Origin of the sequence: Exiguobacterium sp. s102, from assembly GCF_018618635.1 — a bacterium.
Lineage (GTDB): Bacteria > Bacillota > Bacilli > Exiguobacteriales > Exiguobacteriaceae > Exiguobacterium_A > Exiguobacterium_A oxidotolerans.
Window position 1 is genome coordinate 497,682 of sequence record NZ_JACSML010000001.1, and the last position, 17,407, is coordinate 515,088.

Annotated in this window: 18 protein-coding genes and 1 tRNA gene; 16 read left to right on the forward strand and 3 right to left on the reverse strand. The window is 46.4% G+C overall.

Annotated features, from left to right (window positions below; translation table 11 throughout):
• The first annotated feature begins 52 nt into the window (after positions 1 to 52).
• Positions 53 to 1,837: an excinuclease ABC subunit UvrC gene (gene uvrC / locus KNQ02_RS02370; protein WP_214768706.1), complete on the forward strand. Its 1,785-nt coding sequence runs from the start codon at positions 53 to 55 to the stop codon at positions 1,835 to 1,837.
• A 108-nt stretch (positions 1,838 to 1,945) separates the two neighbouring features.
• Here uvrC and KNQ02_RS02375 read toward each other — a convergent pair whose 3' ends face one another.
• The 3 genes from KNQ02_RS02375 to KNQ02_RS02385 all read right to left on the reverse strand — a co-directional run bounded on the left by KNQ02_RS02375 (position 1,946) and on the right by KNQ02_RS02385 (position 3,297).
• The gene (locus KNQ02_RS02375) at positions 1,946 to 2,101 is read right to left on the reverse strand and encodes a hypothetical protein (protein ID WP_214768704.1); all 156 of its coding nucleotides are present in this window, start codon (positions 2,099 to 2,101) and stop codon (positions 1,946 to 1,948) included.
• Positions 2,102 to 2,167: 66 nt separating this feature from the next.
• Positions 2,168 to 2,782 (reverse strand): PH domain-containing protein, encoded by a 615-nt coding sequence (locus KNQ02_RS02380; RefSeq protein ID WP_214768702.1) that lies wholly within the window; start codon positions 2,780 to 2,782, stop codon positions 2,168 to 2,170.
• Between the two features lie 95 nt (positions 2,783 to 2,877).
• Entirely contained in the window at positions 2,878 to 3,297 is a 420-nt protein-coding gene (locus tag KNQ02_RS02385) for a YslB family protein (RefSeq protein WP_214766528.1), read from the reverse strand.
• Positions 3,298 to 3,521: 224 nt separating this feature from the next.
• Between KNQ02_RS02385 and KNQ02_RS02390 the strand changes: the two genes are divergently transcribed.
• From KNQ02_RS02390 to lon, 15 genes are all read left to right on the forward strand, one after another.
• The gene (locus KNQ02_RS02390; RefSeq protein WP_088838509.1) at positions 3,522 to 4,139 is read left to right on the forward strand and encodes a succinate dehydrogenase cytochrome b558 subunit; all 618 of its coding nucleotides are present in this window, start codon (positions 3,522 to 3,524) and stop codon (positions 4,137 to 4,139) included.
• Positions 4,140 to 4,158: 19 nt separating this feature from the next.
• Positions 4,159 to 5,922, forward strand: a complete 1,764-nt coding sequence (gene sdhA, locus KNQ02_RS02395; RefSeq protein ID WP_159173051.1) for a succinate dehydrogenase flavoprotein subunit — start codon at positions 4,159 to 4,161, stop codon at positions 5,920 to 5,922.
• Positions 5,922 to 6,728, forward strand: coding sequence for a succinate dehydrogenase iron-sulfur subunit (sdhB, locus tag KNQ02_RS02400; protein WP_088837567.1), 807 nt, complete (start codon positions 5,922 to 5,924; stop codon positions 6,726 to 6,728). Before sdhA ends, sdhB begins: the two co-directional genes overlap by 1 nt.
• 55 nt (positions 6,729 to 6,783) lie before the next feature.
• Positions 6,784 to 7,239, forward strand: coding sequence for an acyl-CoA thioesterase (locus KNQ02_RS02405; RefSeq protein ID WP_088837566.1), 456 nt, complete (start codon positions 6,784 to 6,786; stop codon positions 7,237 to 7,239).
• Positions 7,240 to 7,304: 65 nt separating this feature from the next.
• Positions 7,305 to 7,568 (forward strand): phosphocarrier protein HPr, encoded by a 264-nt coding sequence (locus tag KNQ02_RS02410; RefSeq protein ID WP_012371023.1) that lies wholly within the window; start codon positions 7,305 to 7,307, stop codon positions 7,566 to 7,568.
• Between the two features lie 83 nt (positions 7,569 to 7,651).
• Positions 7,652 to 8,461, forward strand: coding sequence for a glutamate racemase (racE, locus tag KNQ02_RS02415; RefSeq protein ID WP_214766522.1), 810 nt, complete (start codon positions 7,652 to 7,654; stop codon positions 8,459 to 8,461).
• Entirely contained in the window at positions 8,458 to 9,213 is a 756-nt protein-coding gene (rph, locus tag KNQ02_RS02420; protein ID WP_214766520.1) for a ribonuclease PH, read from the forward strand. Before racE ends, rph begins: the two co-directional genes overlap by 4 nt.
• Entirely contained in the window at positions 9,210 to 9,806 is a 597-nt protein-coding gene (locus KNQ02_RS02425) for an XTP/dITP diphosphatase (RefSeq protein WP_214766518.1), read from the forward strand. The genes rph and KNQ02_RS02425 overlap by 4 nt, the downstream gene beginning before the upstream one ends.
• Positions 9,807 to 9,812: 6 nt before the next feature.
• Positions 9,813 to 10,319 carry a metallophosphoesterase family protein gene (locus KNQ02_RS02430; protein WP_214766516.1) on the forward strand — a complete coding sequence of 169 codons (507 nt, stop codon included), beginning with the start codon at positions 9,813 to 9,815 and terminating at the stop codon, positions 10,317 to 10,319.
• Positions 10,320 to 10,386: 67 nt separating this feature from the next.
• Positions 10,387 to 10,460, forward strand: a tRNA-Arg gene (locus tag KNQ02_RS02435).
• 104 nt (positions 10,461 to 10,564) lie between these two features.
• Positions 10,565 to 11,089 carry a hypothetical protein gene (locus tag KNQ02_RS02440; protein WP_235195165.1) on the forward strand — a complete coding sequence of 175 codons (525 nt, stop codon included), beginning with the start codon at positions 10,565 to 10,567 and terminating at the stop codon, positions 11,087 to 11,089.
• A 26-nt stretch (positions 11,090 to 11,115) separates the two neighbouring features.
• Complete coding sequence (locus tag KNQ02_RS02445; RefSeq protein ID WP_214768701.1) at positions 11,116 to 12,123, forward strand: hypothetical protein; 1,008 nt, start codon at positions 11,116 to 11,118, stop codon at positions 12,121 to 12,123.
• 112 nt (positions 12,124 to 12,235) lie between these two features.
• Positions 12,236 to 13,528, forward strand: coding sequence for a trigger factor (tig, locus tag KNQ02_RS02450; RefSeq protein ID WP_088837559.1), 1,293 nt, complete (start codon positions 12,236 to 12,238; stop codon positions 13,526 to 13,528).
• Positions 13,529 to 13,761: 233 nt separating this feature from the next.
• Positions 13,762 to 15,027: an ATP-dependent protease ATP-binding subunit ClpX gene (clpX, locus tag KNQ02_RS02455; RefSeq protein WP_088837558.1), complete on the forward strand. Its 1,266-nt coding sequence runs from the start codon at positions 13,762 to 13,764 to the stop codon at positions 15,025 to 15,027.
• 69 nt (positions 15,028 to 15,096) lie between these two features.
• Positions 15,097 to 17,406, forward strand: coding sequence for an endopeptidase La (gene lon, locus KNQ02_RS02460; protein WP_088837557.1), 2,310 nt, complete (start codon positions 15,097 to 15,099; stop codon positions 17,404 to 17,406).
• Position 17,407: the final 1 nt, after the last annotated feature.

Sequence of the window (17,407 nt, forward strand, 5' to 3'; positions counted from 1 at the left end):
AAGATCTTTACCCTATAAGGCAAAACTAAAAACGGTGGAAGGAGACATTTTTGTGAGCCATCAAGAACATATCAAGGCGAAACTATCCCTCTTACCTGACGAACCAGGTTGTTATTTGCATAAAAATGAATTTGGAGAAGTCATTTATGTCGGAAAAGCCAAAAATCTAAAGAATCGGGTCCGGTCCTATTTTACAGGAGCGCATGATTTGAAAACAGAACGACTTGTCGCGGATATCCGTGATTTTGAATATATCATCACAGGGAGCGAACTCGAAGCGTTACTCCTCGAGATGACGCTGATTAAAAAACATGATCCGAAATACAACATCATGTTAAAAGATGATAAGTCCTATCCGTACCTAAAAATTACGAATGAAACGTATCCGCGGCTGATTACGACCCGGAAGTTAAAAAAAGATGGAGGACATTATTTCGGACCTTATCCGAATGCGTATGCCGCTAACGAGACGAAGCGTCTGCTTGATCGCCTTTATCCGCTACGTAAGTGTCAGCCGATGCCGAAGAAACTTTGTCTCTATTACCACATCGGACAATGTCTTGGACCGTGCGAAATTCAGGGTTTAGAGACGGAACAGAAAGAACTCGTCTCAGAAATCCGTCGTTTTTTATCGGGAGAAACAAAAGAGCTCGTCGCATCTTTACAGACGAAGATGGGCGAAGCGGCAGAAGCGATGGAATTTGAACGGGCAGGCGAACTACGTGATCAAATCCGCGCCATCGACTCCATCATGAACAAACAGAACATGATTACGGCAGATTTGACGTCCCGTGACGTTTTTGGAATTTACGTCGACAAAGGGTGGATGTGTGTCCAGGTCTTCTTCTTACGGGGAGGGAAAATGATTGAACGAGACGTGTCTCTGTTTCCGATTTACGGGACACCCGCGGAAGAATTAGAAAGTTTCATCGTTCAGTTCTACGAAAAGAATATCAAACCGAGCGAGATGTATGTTCCGCCACTCGTCAACCAACTGTTATTGAAAGAGGCGATTGGAATTCGCGTTCATGTACCGGTCCGTGGATCGAAGCGGAAGTTACTCGATCTAGCGACGAAGAATGCCGAAAACGCAATTGGAGAACGGTTTGAATTGATTGCGCGTGATGAAAAGAAAACGGTCCAGGCAGTCCAGGAACTGGCTGACGCGATTGATGTTCATCCGTTATCGCGAATTGAAATCATCGATAATGCCAATATCCAAGGGGCGGACGCCGTTTCGGCGCTCGTTGTGTTCGAAGACGGAAAACCGCTTAAAAAAGAGTATCGTAAATTTAAGATTAAGACGGTCAAGGGACCGGATGATTATGAATCGATGCGCGAAATCGTCCGTCGTCGTTATCGTCGCTTATTGCTAGAAGGGGCACGTCTTCCCGATTTAGTGTTGATTGATGGGGGTCTCGGACAATTGAATGCAGCGCTGGAAGTCATTCAAGACGAGCTCGGTTTGGATTTACCCGTCGGTTCGCTCAAAAAAGATGATAAACACCGGACGAGCCAACTATTATTTGGTGAAGGTGGGCAACTGATTGAACTCCATCCGCGCTCGAGTGCCTTTTATCTTCTCCAGCGCATGCAAGATGAAGTTCACCGTTTTGCAATCACCTTCCACCGATCATTACGTTCGAAAGGGATGACCCGCTCGGTACTCGATGACATACCGGGTGTCGGCCCAAAACGCCGTCAGCAGTTGATTCGCCATTTCGGTTCGATGCGCAGCTTAAAGAAAGCGAACATTGAACAGCTGACGGAAGCGGGGTTACCCGTCAAATTAGCGGAAACGGTTGCGGAATATCTCAGTCAGGCGAATGAGGAATAGATTTTGATTTCTTAAATCATTGGATGAAAAATGCGAACCCGCTTTTTAGACAAGCAGCGGGTTCGCATTTTTTGGCGTCAGGATTCAATCTGGAAAAAGTGTATGTTGTTACTTTGTGAACCACCAGGTTAAGAACAAGGCGACGGCGATTAAAAAAATCACGAGAACAGCGTACTGTTTTTTATCGGATTTTTTCTGGGAATTTGCTACAGTGATGCTTGTGACTAAGACAATTGCGATTGCCAACCACGCCCAAAAGCTCATGTTTCCCCTCCATTCCGTATACAAAATCAGACACACGAAGTATCCCGTGTGTATGATGATCTGCATTTAATTGTTAATATATTTTTCGTAAAACGCCCCGAAGTCTTTTTGATTCCATCTGTAATAATGGCCTTGTAACCAGTCGAATGACTCTTGCGACAAGTCCTTGAACGCTTGCGGGACATCCATTTCAGCTTGACGGATACCGCCGAGAATCGTCACGGAATGATTGAGTGAACTGTTTGCGAACTCAATCATCTTTTGTCCTTCATATTGCTTTTCAGCAATCGCAAGAAGTGCTTTATAAAGGTCTTTGACATGTTCGAGCTGTTTTTTATCAACGTCGATCGAGTAATGCTTTCCGCCGATTTCGAATTTGATCTCGACATCCAAGTCGACCGTTCCTGCTGTTTCGAACATGACATGACGAATCGGATAATGGGCGTACGGATAACGGTAGAGGACACGCTTTGAACTGACTGCGCTTTCCCCGTCGAGGTGAATCAATGCTAAATTCGTAAAGCAGTACTCATCACTTTTGGATTTGATTAAAAAATAAATTTTTTCGCCGTCCTCATGGAGCACGTAATCGTCGGCGGCGGCTTTATCAAAATCGTCCGGATGAATGACTTGACCGATATCGCTGAATCCTGTTAAGTCTGCTGCTAATTTCTTGAACATCGTAATTCCTCCTCGAATATATGATCGACTACTTTATACGATTACGTGACGAAAAAAGTTTCATGCTAACACGAATCGTCTTAGAGAAACACGTATCAGTTCGAACGATCAAGAGGATCTTTCGGATCGAATTGGATGGTAATATGTACGCACTCTTTCCCCATCTCAGCATATCCTTCAGCGACAAATCCGTTCAACTTGGCAACCTGTTCGGCTAAAAAGCCTGCCTCAAGTTGAAAATAGCCGGTCGGTCGCTCGGCTTTAGTTGATTCCGGTGGTAAAAGTTCAAAAGAAAAAGTCGTCCCCTTTTTTTTCGTAAGGGAGAGGGTACCCCAACCGGCCTCTACGAAAAAAGGAATTAATTCGTCCTCGTTCAACACGGGGAATTGCCGGGCAAGTCGCTTACCTGCCCAGTAGATGACTTGACGATAATCGTTACCGAGTAGATCGCTTAACACGTAATCGCGGATCAGTTCGATGCCGAATGTTGGCGCAGTGTTTGGTGTTGATTCCATGATGATTCACTCCTATCTCTGAAACTATTATAGCGAGCTAATTCTCGATGGTCATTGTTTTCCTAAAAAAATTTGCAGTTATTTGCAGTTAAATGCAACGGCTCGGGTTGTCTTATAAAAAGGACAGGAGTAGAATAAGTGATGAAAAGACGAATTTCCTTATGAAAGCGCTTTTCTACCAAAATGCGCCAACGTTTGATTGGCAAACAAAAGGGGGGATTTGGATGGCGAACAATCGTGATTTCGTGAGTCGTAAAATACACTCACTGCTCGGCGTCATTCCAATCGGGTTATTTTTACTTTCTCATCTTACGACGAACTATTTCATCGTTAGAGGGGAGGAAGACTTCAATAAGGCTGCGGAATTCGTGGGGAACGTTCCGTATCGACTGTTTCTAGAAGTGTTTGTCATCTTCATACCCATCATTTTACATGGTGTCTACGGTGTTTACATCGCATTCACAGGTTCCGCGAACACAGGACGTTATACATACTTCCGGAACTGGATGTATGTCTTACAACGCTTCACAGGTGTCTTCCTCGTCGTGTTCATTACATGGCATGTCTGGGAAACGCGGATTGCGGCAGCAATGGGGACGGAAGTTAATGCAAGCATGATGCAAAACATCGTCGATAACGGATTCATGCTCACGTTTTATATCGTCGGGATTTTAGCGACGACATTCCACCTTGCGAACGGACTTTGGACGTTCTGCATCACATGGGGAATCACACAGTCACCAGCGTCTCAACGCGCGATGTCTTATGTGGCGGCCCTCGTATTCATCGGTTTATCGTTTGTAGGCGTACGCTCGATTTTAACGTTTGCAGGCGTGTTGTAAGGAAAGGGGAACTGACAACATGGCGAACAAAAATCTTGTCATCATCGGTGGAGGGCTTGCCGGGTTGATGGCTACGATAAAAGCAGCAGAACAAGGAGTACCAGTAAAGTTATTCTCACTCGTACCCGTTAAACGATCACACTCCGTATGTGCCCAAGGCGGCATCAACGGTGCGGTCAATACAAAAGGGGAGGGTGACTCACCCTACCAGCATTTAGATGATACGGTATATGGTGGCGACTTCCTCGCGAACCAACCGCCTGTTCAAAAAATGACAGAAGCGGCTCCGAAAATCATTCATATGTTCGACCGGATGGGCGTCATGTTTAACCGGACACCGGAAGGCTTACTCGACTTCCGGCGTTTCGGAGGAACACTCCATCACCGGACGGCTTATGCGGGAGCGACGACAGGACAACAATTACTGTACGCACTTGATGAGCAAGTACGTAAGTTTGAAGCGCAAGGTTTGGTAGAAAAATATGAAGGATGGGAATTCCTTCGCGCAGTCATTGATGAAGAAGGGATTTGTCGTGGTGCGGTGTGTCAAAATCTACGTTCAATGGAAATCGAAGCATTCGCAGCGGATTCGGTCATCTTAGCGACGGGTGGACCCGGTGTCATCTTCGGTAAATCAACGAACTCGGTCATTAATACGGGACAAGCGGCAGCGGCTGTTTACCGGCAAGGTGCGATTTATGCGAACGGTGAGTTCATCCAGATTCACCCGACAGCGATTCCTGGTGACGATAAGCTCCGTCTGATGAGCGAATCGGCACGTGGTGAAGGCGGACGTGTCTGGACGTATAAAGACGGGAAACCGTGGTACTTCCTCGAAGAAAAATATCCGGCATACGGGAACCTCGTCCCGCGTGATATCGCGACACGTGAAATCTTTGATGTCTGTGTCAATCAAAAGCTCGGTGTCAACGGGGAGAACATGGTGTATCTCGATCTCTCACACAAAGACGCAAAAGAGCTTGATGTCAAACTCGGCGGTATCTTAGAAATTTATGAGAAGTTCGTTGGTGACGATCCACGGAAAGTACCGATGAAAATCTTCCCGGCCGTCCATTACTCGATGGGTGGATTATGGGTCGATTACGATCAAATGACGAACATCCCAGGATTGTTCGCGTCTGGTGAGTGTGATTACTCGATGCACGGTGGAAACCGTCTCGGTGCGAACTCACTTCTCTCTGCCGTTTATGGCGGAATGGTTGCGGGTCCAGCAGCGATTGCCTATATGAACGAACTTGAAACTTCTGTCCATGATATGCCGGAAGAGGTCGTTGAAGCGCATAAAATCGCTGAAATCGATCGATTCAATGATATCTTGGCGATGGAAGGGACAGAAAATGCGTATCAAATCCACCGTGAGCTCGGTGAAGTCATGACGGATAACGTAACCGTTGTTCGTTATAACGATAAGCTCGAACAGACGTTGACGAAGATTAAAGAATTACGGGAACGTTTCACGCGGATCTCGGCGACGGATACGGCACGCTGGAGTAACCAGGGCGCATCCTTCATCCGTCAGCTAGATCACATGCTTGATTTAGCGGAAGCAATCACACTCGGTGCCCTTCAACGTGACGAGAGTCGTGGCGCCCACTATAAGCCAGACTTCCCAGAGCGTGATGATGAGCGGTTCTTAAAAACGACGATGGCACGTTATACAAACGGTCATCCTGAAATCTATTACGAAGAAGTCGATACATCACTGATTCCACCACGCAAACGCGACTACAGCAAGAAGTCGAAGAAAGAGGTGAAAGCATAATGGCGACACCACTCGAACAAGAAACAAAACAAAAACCGGTTCAGTTCATCGTGCAACGTCAGGATGGACCAGACGGAAAAGCCTATGATGAAGCTTTCGAAGTCCCGTATCGTCCGAACATGAACGTCATTTCAGCATTGATGGAGATTCGCCGGAATCCCGTCAATGCGGCAGGCGAAAAAACGACACCGATCAACTGGGACATGGGTTGTCTTGAAGAAGTATGCGGGGCGTGCTCGATGGTCATCAACGGGACACCACGTCAATCCTGTACAGCGCTCGTCGATAAGCTCGAACAACCGATTCGTTTGCAACCGATGCAGACGTTCCCGATTGTGCGCGACTTACAAGTTGACCGTCAACGGATGTTTGACGCACTCAAAAAAGTAAAAGCATGGGTTCCGATCGATGGGACGTATGACCTTGGTCCAGGACCACGGATGCCAGAGAACAAACGGCAATGGGCGTATGAACTTTCAAAATGTATGACGTGTGGCGTTTGTCTTGAAGCATGTCCGAACGTCAATGACCGTTCAAACTTCATCGGACCGGCGTCGATCTCACAGGTTCGTCTCTTCAACTCACACCCGACAGGTGCCTATCATAAAGAAGAGCGCCTGGAAGCATTGATGGAAGATGGCGGTATCATGCAATGCGGTAATGCACAAAACTGTGTTGAGGTCTGCCCGAAAGGGATTCCGCTTACGACATCGATTGCGGCAATGAACCGTCAGACGACATTACACTCGTTCAAAAAATTCTTCGGTAGCGACGAAGGTCGTACAGGAGAAGCGGTTAGCAATTAATTCATAAAAAAGAAGGGGCGCTGCTCCTTCTTTTTATATTCAGGAGGGAATTTACGTGCGTGTACCTAGTTATATCGAAGATTTAGATGGGTGGTTAAGTCAAATGAAACACGGGACGAGACTCGATGTTGCGGTTCGCTTCGCTGAGACGGATGCCTACGGTCATATGAACAATCGAGTCCCGTTCGTCTATTTTGAGGATGTCCGGACGTTGATGCTTGAAGAGACAGGCTACTCGTTAGCAGATGACGGAATCGTCGTCGTCGCGGATGCGCAGTGTAACTACATCCGCCAAGTTTATCCACGGACGCGGCTTGCAGTCTACGCCTATCCTGTTCAAGTCGGAAAAGCCTCGTGTGACGTCCATTACGCGGCATTCGATGACGAAGAGCAACTGATGTTTACGGGACGAACGTCGATGGTACAAATCGATCGTGCTGGGAATGCTTTTCCATGGGATAAAGCCTATAAAAATTCCTTGCAGAATCGATTCGAATCCGTTATCATTTGATAATGAGTTCACATATTCGAAAACGACTCACTAGTACGTTATTAGTGGAGGGAGATTTCTTAATCATGGAAAAAACATTCAAAGTCATCGCAGATTCAGGCATTCATGCTCGTCCTGCAACACAACTTGTCAACACAGCTTCAAAATTCCAATCAGATATCAACTTGGAGTACAACGGAAAGACTGTTAACCTTAAGTCGATCATGGGTGTACTTTCACTCGGTATCGCTAAAGATTCAGACATCAAAATCGTTGCAAACGGTGACGATGCTTCTGAAGCAATCACGACTCTTTCAGACATGCTGACAAGCGAAGGTCTTGCTCAGTAATCCTTTTATCTACATTCTCGGACGCCGGTCTTGCACCGTCGTCCTTTTTTGTTACCATAGAGGATAGGAAGGTGAGATATGACGTGAACAAACCAATTGGAGTATTAGATTCTGGGGTCGGCGGCTTGACGGTCGCGCGTGAGCTGATGCGGCAGCTTCCTCATGAACAAATCATATATGTCGGGGATACATTACGCTGTCCCTATGGACCACGACCGGAAGAAGAAATCCGGCAATTTACATGGGAGATGATTGATTATCTTGTCGCGCAGGATGTCAAACTGATTGTCATCGCCTGTAATACAGCGACGGCAGTCGTCCTGAAAGAAGCACGGGAAAAATTGACGATTCCAGTCATTGGCGTCATCGACCCAGGAGCACGGGCGGCAGTCAAGGTAACGCGATCGAAACGAATCGGTGTCATCGGGACGAAGATGACGGTCGAGAGCAATTCTTATGAAAAGGCATTACGACATGTCGAAGGGCAAGTTGTTGTCGAATCACTTGCATGTCCGCCGTTCGTCCCGCTCGTCGAGTCCTCACAGACGACAGGTGCTTACGTCGAACGTGTCGTCGCCAATACATTACGTCCATTGCTTTCGTACGACATGGACACGTTGATTTTAGGGTGTACCCATTATCCGCTGCTCGCAGATGTCATTGGACGAGTCATCGGACCAGACGTCCAATTGATTTCTTCAGGAGACGAGACGGCGCTCGAAGTCGCGGCTCTCCTCGACTACAATGGAATTGCAGCAGGAAATGATTTTATACCGGAACATGTGTATCATGCGACAGGTGACACGCGTTCCTTTGAACGGATCGCGACCGATTGGTTGAGTCAACCAATCCAAGCAAAACGATTAGTACTCGGAACGGAGGAAACGACATGAGAATCGATCAACGAGAATCTACGATGATGCGAGCGATTGCGTTTGAGACGAACGTGAATAAACATGCGGAAGGTTCCATTATGATCGCAGTCGGAGACACGCGGGTCTTGTGTACGGCAACGGTCGAAGAGAAAGTCCCACCCTTTTTACGGGGGAAACGTCATGGCTGGATCAATGCGGAATATGCGATGTTACCACGTGCGACGGCGCAACGGACAGCGCGCGAGTCGGTCCGTGGTAAACAGACAGGTCGGACGATGGAAATCCAGCGTTTGATCAGTCGGGCGTTACGTGCTGTCGTCGACTTAGAAAAACTAGGTGAACGAACGGTCTGGATTGATTGTGATGTCATTCAGGCGGATGGCGGAACGAGAACGGCTGCGATCACAGGCGGTTTTCTTGCCCTCGTCCTCGCAGTAGACGGTCTGATTCAAAGCGGGAAACTGACGGATACACCAATCAAAGAAGGAATCGCAGCCGTCTCGATTGGAAAGGTCGGTCAAGAGCTGCTCCTTGATCTCTGTTATGAAGAGGATGCTGCAGCCGATGTTGATTTGAACTTAGTCATGACCTCTTCCGGGAAAATCGTCGAGATGCAGGCGACAGGTGAAGAGGCGACATTTTCGAAACGTGAAATGCTCGATATGCTCGAACTTGGGGAAAAGGGTATTGAAGAACTCCTGCGTGCCGGTCAAGACGCATTAGGTGCTTCGTGGTGGTATGTTGGAGAAGAAGTGGGGGAACACCGATGAAAATCATCGTCGCGACCCGCAATGCTGGGAAAGTGAAAGAACTCGAAGCGATGCTCGGGAAACTAGGTTATGACGTATCTTCTTTACTGGATTACGAAGCTGCACCTGAGACGGATGAAACGGGTGTAACTTTTGAAGAAAATGCTGAACTGAAAGCGAAAGAAGCAGCTGCTTACTTCGGTCACGCGGTTCTTGCCGACGACTCGGGACTCGAAGTCGACGCGCTCGACGGGGCGCCTGGTGTCTACTCAGCGCGTTTTGCAGGTCTAGAAAAATCAGATGCAGCGAATAATGCATTGTTGCTCGAGAAATTGGGCAATCGATCAATCGAAGAGCGGACAGCGCGCTTCGTCTGTGCATTGTCACTTGCAAAACCTTCTGGGGAGACGTTGACTGTACGCGGTACGATGGAAGGTCTCATCGGATTCGAAGCGAAAGGTGAGCATGGTTTCGGTTATGATCCTTTGTTCATCGTCCCATCTCGAAATCAAACGGCCGCCGAGTTAACAAAAGATGAGAAAGCGGCGATTAGTCATCGCGGGAATGCGTTGAAAAAACTTGAATTAGCACTGACTACTTTTTTAGGAGAGTGATCAACGATGAAAGCGTTAATCGTTAGTGATAGCCATGGTCTCGAATCGGAACTTCTGACAATCGTCGAACGGCATCCGGAAGCAGAGGTTGCGTATCATTGTGGAGACTCACAGTTGACACGGATGGACGAATCATTATATCCCTATCGTGTCGTTAAAGGGAATTGTGATTATGGTAACGACTTTGCCGATGAGGTACTTGAGCCTTTTGGCACAGTCAATCTATTATGTGTCCATGGTCATCGTCAAGACGTGAAATACAGCCTCGATCAATTAGTCCATCATGCGGATCAAAAAGCAGCACAGGTCGTGTTGTATGGTCATTCGCACGTGGCGAAAGCGGAACAAAAGGATGGTAAACTCTTCATCAATCCGGGTTCGATTCGTATGCCGCGACACCGTCCTGAAAAAACGTATGCGATTTTGACGCTTGAAGAAGATGCGTATTCCGTTGATTTTTACGATCTGACAGGTGAACAGATTAATGCTTTACATTTAGAAGGCACGCTTTAAGAAAAGATTTTTTGTAATGTGATTGACACGAAAGAATTGTTTTAGTATAGTTTATTCGTGTTGACACGTCCCAATAGCTCAGCTGGATAGAGCAACGCCCTTCTAAGGCGTCGGTCGGGGGTTCGAATCCCTCTTGGGACGCTATAATTAAAATAGAGACTGCCCTTACGAGGGCGGTCTCTTTTTTTTATTATGATTTTCGATTATAATCAAGGTATCATGAACTTAAAAAGGGGATGTGGACAATGAGGAAACGAATCGGTGGAATCCTCCTTCTGACAGTTGCTCTAGCTGGTTGTAGCGAAATAACGAATACGGTCGACGACGCAAAACAACAAGTCGTCGAAGTGAAAAATAATGTTGATTATGCAGCGGAACTACAAACAATTGCGAAAGATACATCACGTGTCACGTCAGAGCTCTCGGCTAAGCTCGATCAAGCAGCGGAGAAGGCACGCGAATCGGCAAATCCAGAACAAACACTGGATCAACAAATGGAAAAGCTGAAAAATGATGAGACGGTTCAAAAGTTAGAGAAAGAGCTCGATCAAATCGACGAACGTCTGTCTAGTCTCGACAGTCCGCCGGCCGAACTAAAGAGTTTGAGTGATAAGTTAAAGCAGTATGTCGATCAATCAGAGTCGATGACACGTCTTCTTGAGACGGACGTCTCGCTTGATACGTTGAATCAGCTTGGAGTCGAACAAGGACAACGACTGCAAGACGCAATATCTAGTTGGACGGAACGACTCGATCCCTTCACAAAATAAGAATGATTGGTAGAGGAGGAGAGCGCATGAGTGAATCCCGTTGGATGGAACGACCGCTGGAACAGGAACGGATGCGACTCGCACGGATGACGAGGGCCGAGCGAGATGAACGGATGAAGCGACTCGATGACGTGGCGATGAGTGATGACGACATTTTGTATAGGGTATATACGATGCAAGATGCTTTTTCTGAAAGTAAAGAAGAACGAGAACGCTTCATCAAAATAGCGGAATCGTTTTTGACAGTCGAAGGAGTTGAGCAAGTGCTTGCGCTCTTCCTCTTTGAGCATGGACAGGCATACCCGCTTCGTGTCGCGCTTCGGACATCCTCACCATACTTACCATACGGTCTAGCAGTTAAGTTGGAGGAAGCGGCATCAATGCTTGGACGGCAAACGGAACCAGACAGGGAAGCACGTTCGGACGAATCGTTTTTAACGCGGAAATCGCTCGGGAAGTCGGAAGCGGAATGGATAAACGTTTTTCAAACAGGAACGTACGAACAACAATTCGAGCAGTTACGTGGACTGACGCTTGAAAAGGCGCCTGAATTGAGACGGTATCTTTGCACCTCTTATGCAATCGGCGAGGACGTAAGACAACAAAGTTTAATCGTCCTTCATACGTTATTATTGCAATTAATGACGGACGACTCATGTTTTCCTTTAACGCTTCGAATCGAACGTTTGCAGCTTGACGTGACATTCGATTCCGCCGAGCAGCTACGTAGACGGTTGGAACAACAGCAGGCGCAACTGCTCGGAGTGCAAGAAGTTTTATTTAGCTTGAGACGGCTCGATCCTTTTCGAGCGCTACTAATGTTGTCCTGGCATCAAATGCTCCACCTCAATCAGGAAGTCGATTTATTCGATATGAATCCGGTCGAGATGATTGAAACGCTTGATGCACTCGCTGGAATGACGTTCGAACGTGATGTGCCCGAAAAAGAACTCGGGGCACTTGCGCGTGACTTATACGATAGTGCTCACCAGATGTTAGAAGAGGGAAAAGCGTACGAGAAGACGGCGATATAGGAAATGCGAGGAATCCATTCGTTCAACAGTGGTAATGCTCGGAATGGATGTGCTATAATGTGACTTGTTGTACACACATGTACGCTAATTGACAATTTTGGAGGGACTCAGCATGACTGCAAAATGGGAAAAACAATCAGGTAGCCTCGGCGTTCTCACGTATGAAGCGCCTGCTGAAGCATTTGATAAAGCGGTAGACCAAGCGTTCAAGAAAGTCGTTAAGACTTTGAACACACCTGGTTTCCGTAAAGGAAAAATGCCACGCACAATGTTTAACAAAATGTACGGTGAAGAAGCACTTTATCAAGATGCTCTTGATATCTTGTATCAAGATACAATCGAAGGTGCTGTCGTCGAATCAGGTATCGAGCCAATCGCGCTTGAAAACATCGACGTTGAAACACTCGAAAAAGGAAAACCGGTTGAGTTTAAAATCACGTTCGTCATCGAACCTGAAGCAACTCTTGGTGAGTACAAAGGTCTTGAGTACACAGCTGTCGAAACTGACGTTACTGACGAAGATGTCGATGCTGAACTCAAAACAATGCAAGAGCGTGGAGCAGAGCTCGTCGTAAAAGAAGACGGCGTCATCGAAAATGGCGACACGGTCGTATTCGACTTCGCAGGTTTTGATGGGGACAACCAATTCGACGGCGGAACTGCTGAAAACTATTCACTCGTCATCGGTTCAGGAAACTTCATTCCAGGATTCGAAGAGCAAATGGTCGGTCTGAAAACTGGTGAGCAAAAAGATATCGACGTTACTTTCCCAGAAGAGTACCATGAAGCATCACTCGCTGGTAAACCAGTCGTATTCAAAGTAACAATCCACGAAGTGAAAGCACAAGAACTCCCTGAATTGACAGATGAGTTTGCTAAAGAAATGGACGAAGAAGTTTCTTCTCTTGATGAGTTGAAAACAAAAATTCGTACACGTCTTGAAAACACACGTAAACAAGAAGCTGATGCTTCAATGCGTGATGAGTTGGTTGAAGCAGCGACTAAAAACGCGACAGTTGATCTTCCTGCAGTTATGGTCGACAACGAAGTTGAGCGTATGGTCCAAGAATTCACACAACGCATTCAATCACAAGGTATCGAACTCGACATGTACTTCCAGTTAACTGGAACGACAGAAGAAGCGATGCGTACTGAAATGAAAGAACAAGCAGAAGAACGTGTTAAAGCACGTCTCGTTCTGAAACAAATTGTTGCAGATGAAAACATCGAAGTGAACGAAGAAGAAGCGCAAGCTGAACTTCAATCGATGTCTGAACTCTACAACATCCCTGCTGATCAACTTGAAACGATGCTCGCGCCACAAGGTGGTCTCGACACGCTTAAAGGTGATCTCCAGTTCCGTAAAGCAATCGACGTTCTCGTTGATAATGCTAAAACGAAATAAGTTTTTTAACTGAACTAAACGATTTCAAGACCTATTTCTGGTCTTGAAGTCGTTTTTTTTGTACGATAGGTCAAACAAGGACAAACATTATCAAAATCTTCAAATCAAACTGTAAAACGCTCGTCCAAGATTTGAAAGACTTTCCTTGTTCGTGCTACAATCATTAATAGTAAAACGTGAGATTGGATGCGAAACGTATCTATACAACTTCCACGTTAAAGGGGTGGACCTTTATGTTTAAATTTAACGAAGAGAAAGGTCAGCTAAAATGTTCTTTCTGCGGAAAGACACAAGAGCAAGTGCGCAAACTTGTTGCTGGACCTGGCGTTTACATTTGCGATGAATGTATCGAACTCTGCAATGAAATCGTTGAAGAGGAACTTGGTACAGAAGAAGAAGTCGAACTAAAGAACGTACCAAAACCGCATGAAATTCGTGAGACATTAAATGATTATGTCATTGGTCAAGAGAAAGCGAAAAAGTCTTTGTCTGTCGCAATGTACAATCATTACAAACGAATCAACGCCGGTGGTCGGGCAGATGATGTCGAGCTTTCTAAATCTAACATCGTCATGATTGGACCAACAGGTAGTGGTAAGACACTTCTTGCACAAACAATGGCACGTATCTTAAATGTTCCTTTCGCGATTGCGGATGCGACAAGTTTAACGGAAGCTGGATATGTTGGGGAAGATGTTGAAAACATCCTCTTGAAACTCATTCAAGCTGCTGATTACGATGTCGAGAAAGCAGAAAAAGGAATCATCTATATTGATGAGATTGATAAAATTGCCCGTAAATCTGAAAATCCTTCCATCACACGTGATGTATCAGGAGAAGGGGTGCAACAAGCACTTCTTAAAATCCTAGAAGGAACAGTTGCGAGCGTACCGCCACAAGGTGGACGTAAACATCCACATCAAGAATTCATTCAAATCGATACGACGAATATTCTTTTCATCGTCGGTGGAGCATTTGATGGAATCGATCAATCGATTAAACGTCGTCTTGGTAAAAAAGTCATCGGATTCGGAAATGATTCTGAAAACCGTAACTTTACGCAAAAAGAAATTCTTGCTGCCGCATTACCAGAGGATCTCCAAAAATTCGGACTAATCCCCGAGTTCATCGGTCGTCTGCCAGTCATGGCGACACTCGAACCACTCGATGAGGATGCACTCGTCCAAATCTTGACGAAACCTAAAAATGCGTTAGTCAAACAATATAAAAAAATGCTTCAACTTGATGATGTCGAACTCGACTTCACAGATGAAGGACTAATTGAAATCGCGAAACTCGCAATCAAACGGAAAACCGGTGCACGTGGTTTACGTTCGATCATTGAGGAAACGATGCTTGAAATCATGTTCGAAATACCATCACGTGAAGATATCGCAAAAGTCATCATTACAGCTGAAACGTTGACTGGTAAGCGTGGTCCGACGCTTGAGTTGAAAGATGGTACAATTGAACAAGGTAAAGAAAAAGAAACGGCGTAACACCGTGACAAATCGGCTCGGAGGCTACTTGTACGCCTTTCCGAGCCTTTTTTGTTTAGGAGGAATTTGATGAAGACAAAACAATATCCACTTTTACCACTTCGTGGCGTCGTCGCCTATCCATTAATCGGCTTGACGATTGATGTTGGTCGACCAGTTTCACTAAAAGCATTACTCGCTTCAAAGGAACATGAAATTGATTTGGTCGTCGTGACGCAACGCGACCCAGAAGCAGAACCATCGGTTGACGGACTGCATACAATCGGAACACTTGTCCAAATCGCGAAGATGAGTGAGCTTGGCAATGATACGGTCCGCGTTCGCGTCATCGGTAAGGAACGTGTTCGGATTGAACAAGTCAGTGAAACGGATGAAGGGTATCAAGCAGCCATCGAACCGATTGAGAAAATCGATATCAAAGGTGCAAAACAAGAGGCGCTCGTCCGCTTGATTAAAGAACAATTCGGTCAACTCGTCTCCCGTATCAAAGGCATCGGGACAGACGAACGACGTCGTTTTGAAACGTATGAACGCCTGGATTCTTTGACGGATTACATCACGTCGAAATTGCCGATTGAACTTGCAAAAAAACAAGAATTCCTAGAAGAAAATGATCCGGTCGAGCGGGGCTTGATGTTGCTCGATGTCATGAAGCATGAGTACGAAGTCGTTGAGCTAGAGCGAGAAATGCGGGAACGGACGAAAAAAACGATTGAACAATCCCAACGTGACTATTACCTTCGGGAACAGTTGAAAACGATTCAACAAGAACTCGGAGGGGAAGCAGTTTCTGCTGAAAGTGATGCTGTGAAGTATAAAGAACAGCTAGCGATGCTCGATTTATCAGACACAGCCGTTGCAAACGTTGAAAAAGAAATCAATCGGTTAGCCGTCGTACCGGCGACGAGTCCGGAACATGGTGTCATTCGAAATTACTTGGAATGGTTCTTCTCGCTTCCATGGAATGAGGCGACGGATGATTTCTTGAACGTCGAAGCGGCGTCGGAACAACTCGATGAAGATCACTACGGTCTCGAAAAAGTAAAAGAACGGATTCTCGAGTATTTAGCTGTCCGTCAATTGACGGATTCGTTACGTGGACCGATTCTATGTCTCGCAGGTCCTCCGGGGGTCGGGAAGACTTCACTTGCACGTTCCATCGCTACCGCTCTTGAACGGAAGTTCGTCCGTGTATCGCTTGGTGGTGTACGAGATGAAGCAGAGATCCGCGGCCATCGCCGGACGTATATCGGAGCGATGCCGGGACGAATCATTCGTGGACTGAAACAAGCAGGTACGAACAATCCGGTCTTCCTACTCGACGAAATCGATAAGATGTCGAATGATTTCCGTGGGGATCCATCGTCTGCGATGCTTGAAGTGCTCGATCCTGAGCAAAACAATAGCTTTTCTGATCACTATATCGAAGAGCCGTTCGATTTATCGAACGTGTTATTCATCGCAACGGCGAATGATGTCTCGAACATTCCAGGACCTTTACTTGACCGGATGGAATTGATTCAAATCGGTGGTTATACGGAGCAAGAGAAAGCACAAATTGCGGTCCGTCACTTGCTATCGAAACAAATCAAAGAACACGGCTTGAAAAAGAGTCAATTAACAGTCAAACCGGACGCGCTCGAGGAAGTCGTCCGACGGTATACACGAGAAGCCGGTGTCCGGAACTTGGAACGTGTGTTAGGGTCGCTTTGTCGTAAGGCGGCGAAACAAATCGCGATGGGTGAAAAGAAACGTGTCACGGTGACGAAACGGAACTTACCAGACTTCTTAGGGAAACCGATCTACCGGTATGGTCAAGGAGAATTAGAAGATACGATTGGCGCGGTGACCGGTTTAGCGTATACTGCATTTGGGGGCGACACACTGACGATTGAAGTCAGTCTTGCGCCAGGTAAAGGAAAATTGCAATTAACGGGTAAACTTGGTGATGTCATGCAAGAGTCGGCTCAGACAGCATACAGCTTCGTACGAGCGAACGCTGAAACAGTTGGAATTGACCCGAATTTCTATGAAACACAGGATATTCATATCCACGTACCGGAAGGCGCCGTACCGAAAGATGGCCCGTCAGCTGGGATTACGATTGCGACAGCCTTGATTTCTGCTCTGACGAAACGTCCAGTCCGGCGCGACGTCGGAATGACAGGCGAAATCACGTTACGTGGTCGTGTCTTACCAATCGGTGGTCTAAAAGAGAAATCGCTCGCGGCACATCGTGCAGGATTGACGACGATTTTAATGCCACAAGACAATACGCGCGATATCGATGAGATTCCAGAAACCGTTCGAGATGGGATTCGATTCATTCCGGTCGCTACGATGGACCAAGTACTCGAACATGCATTAAAAGGAGAGTAAC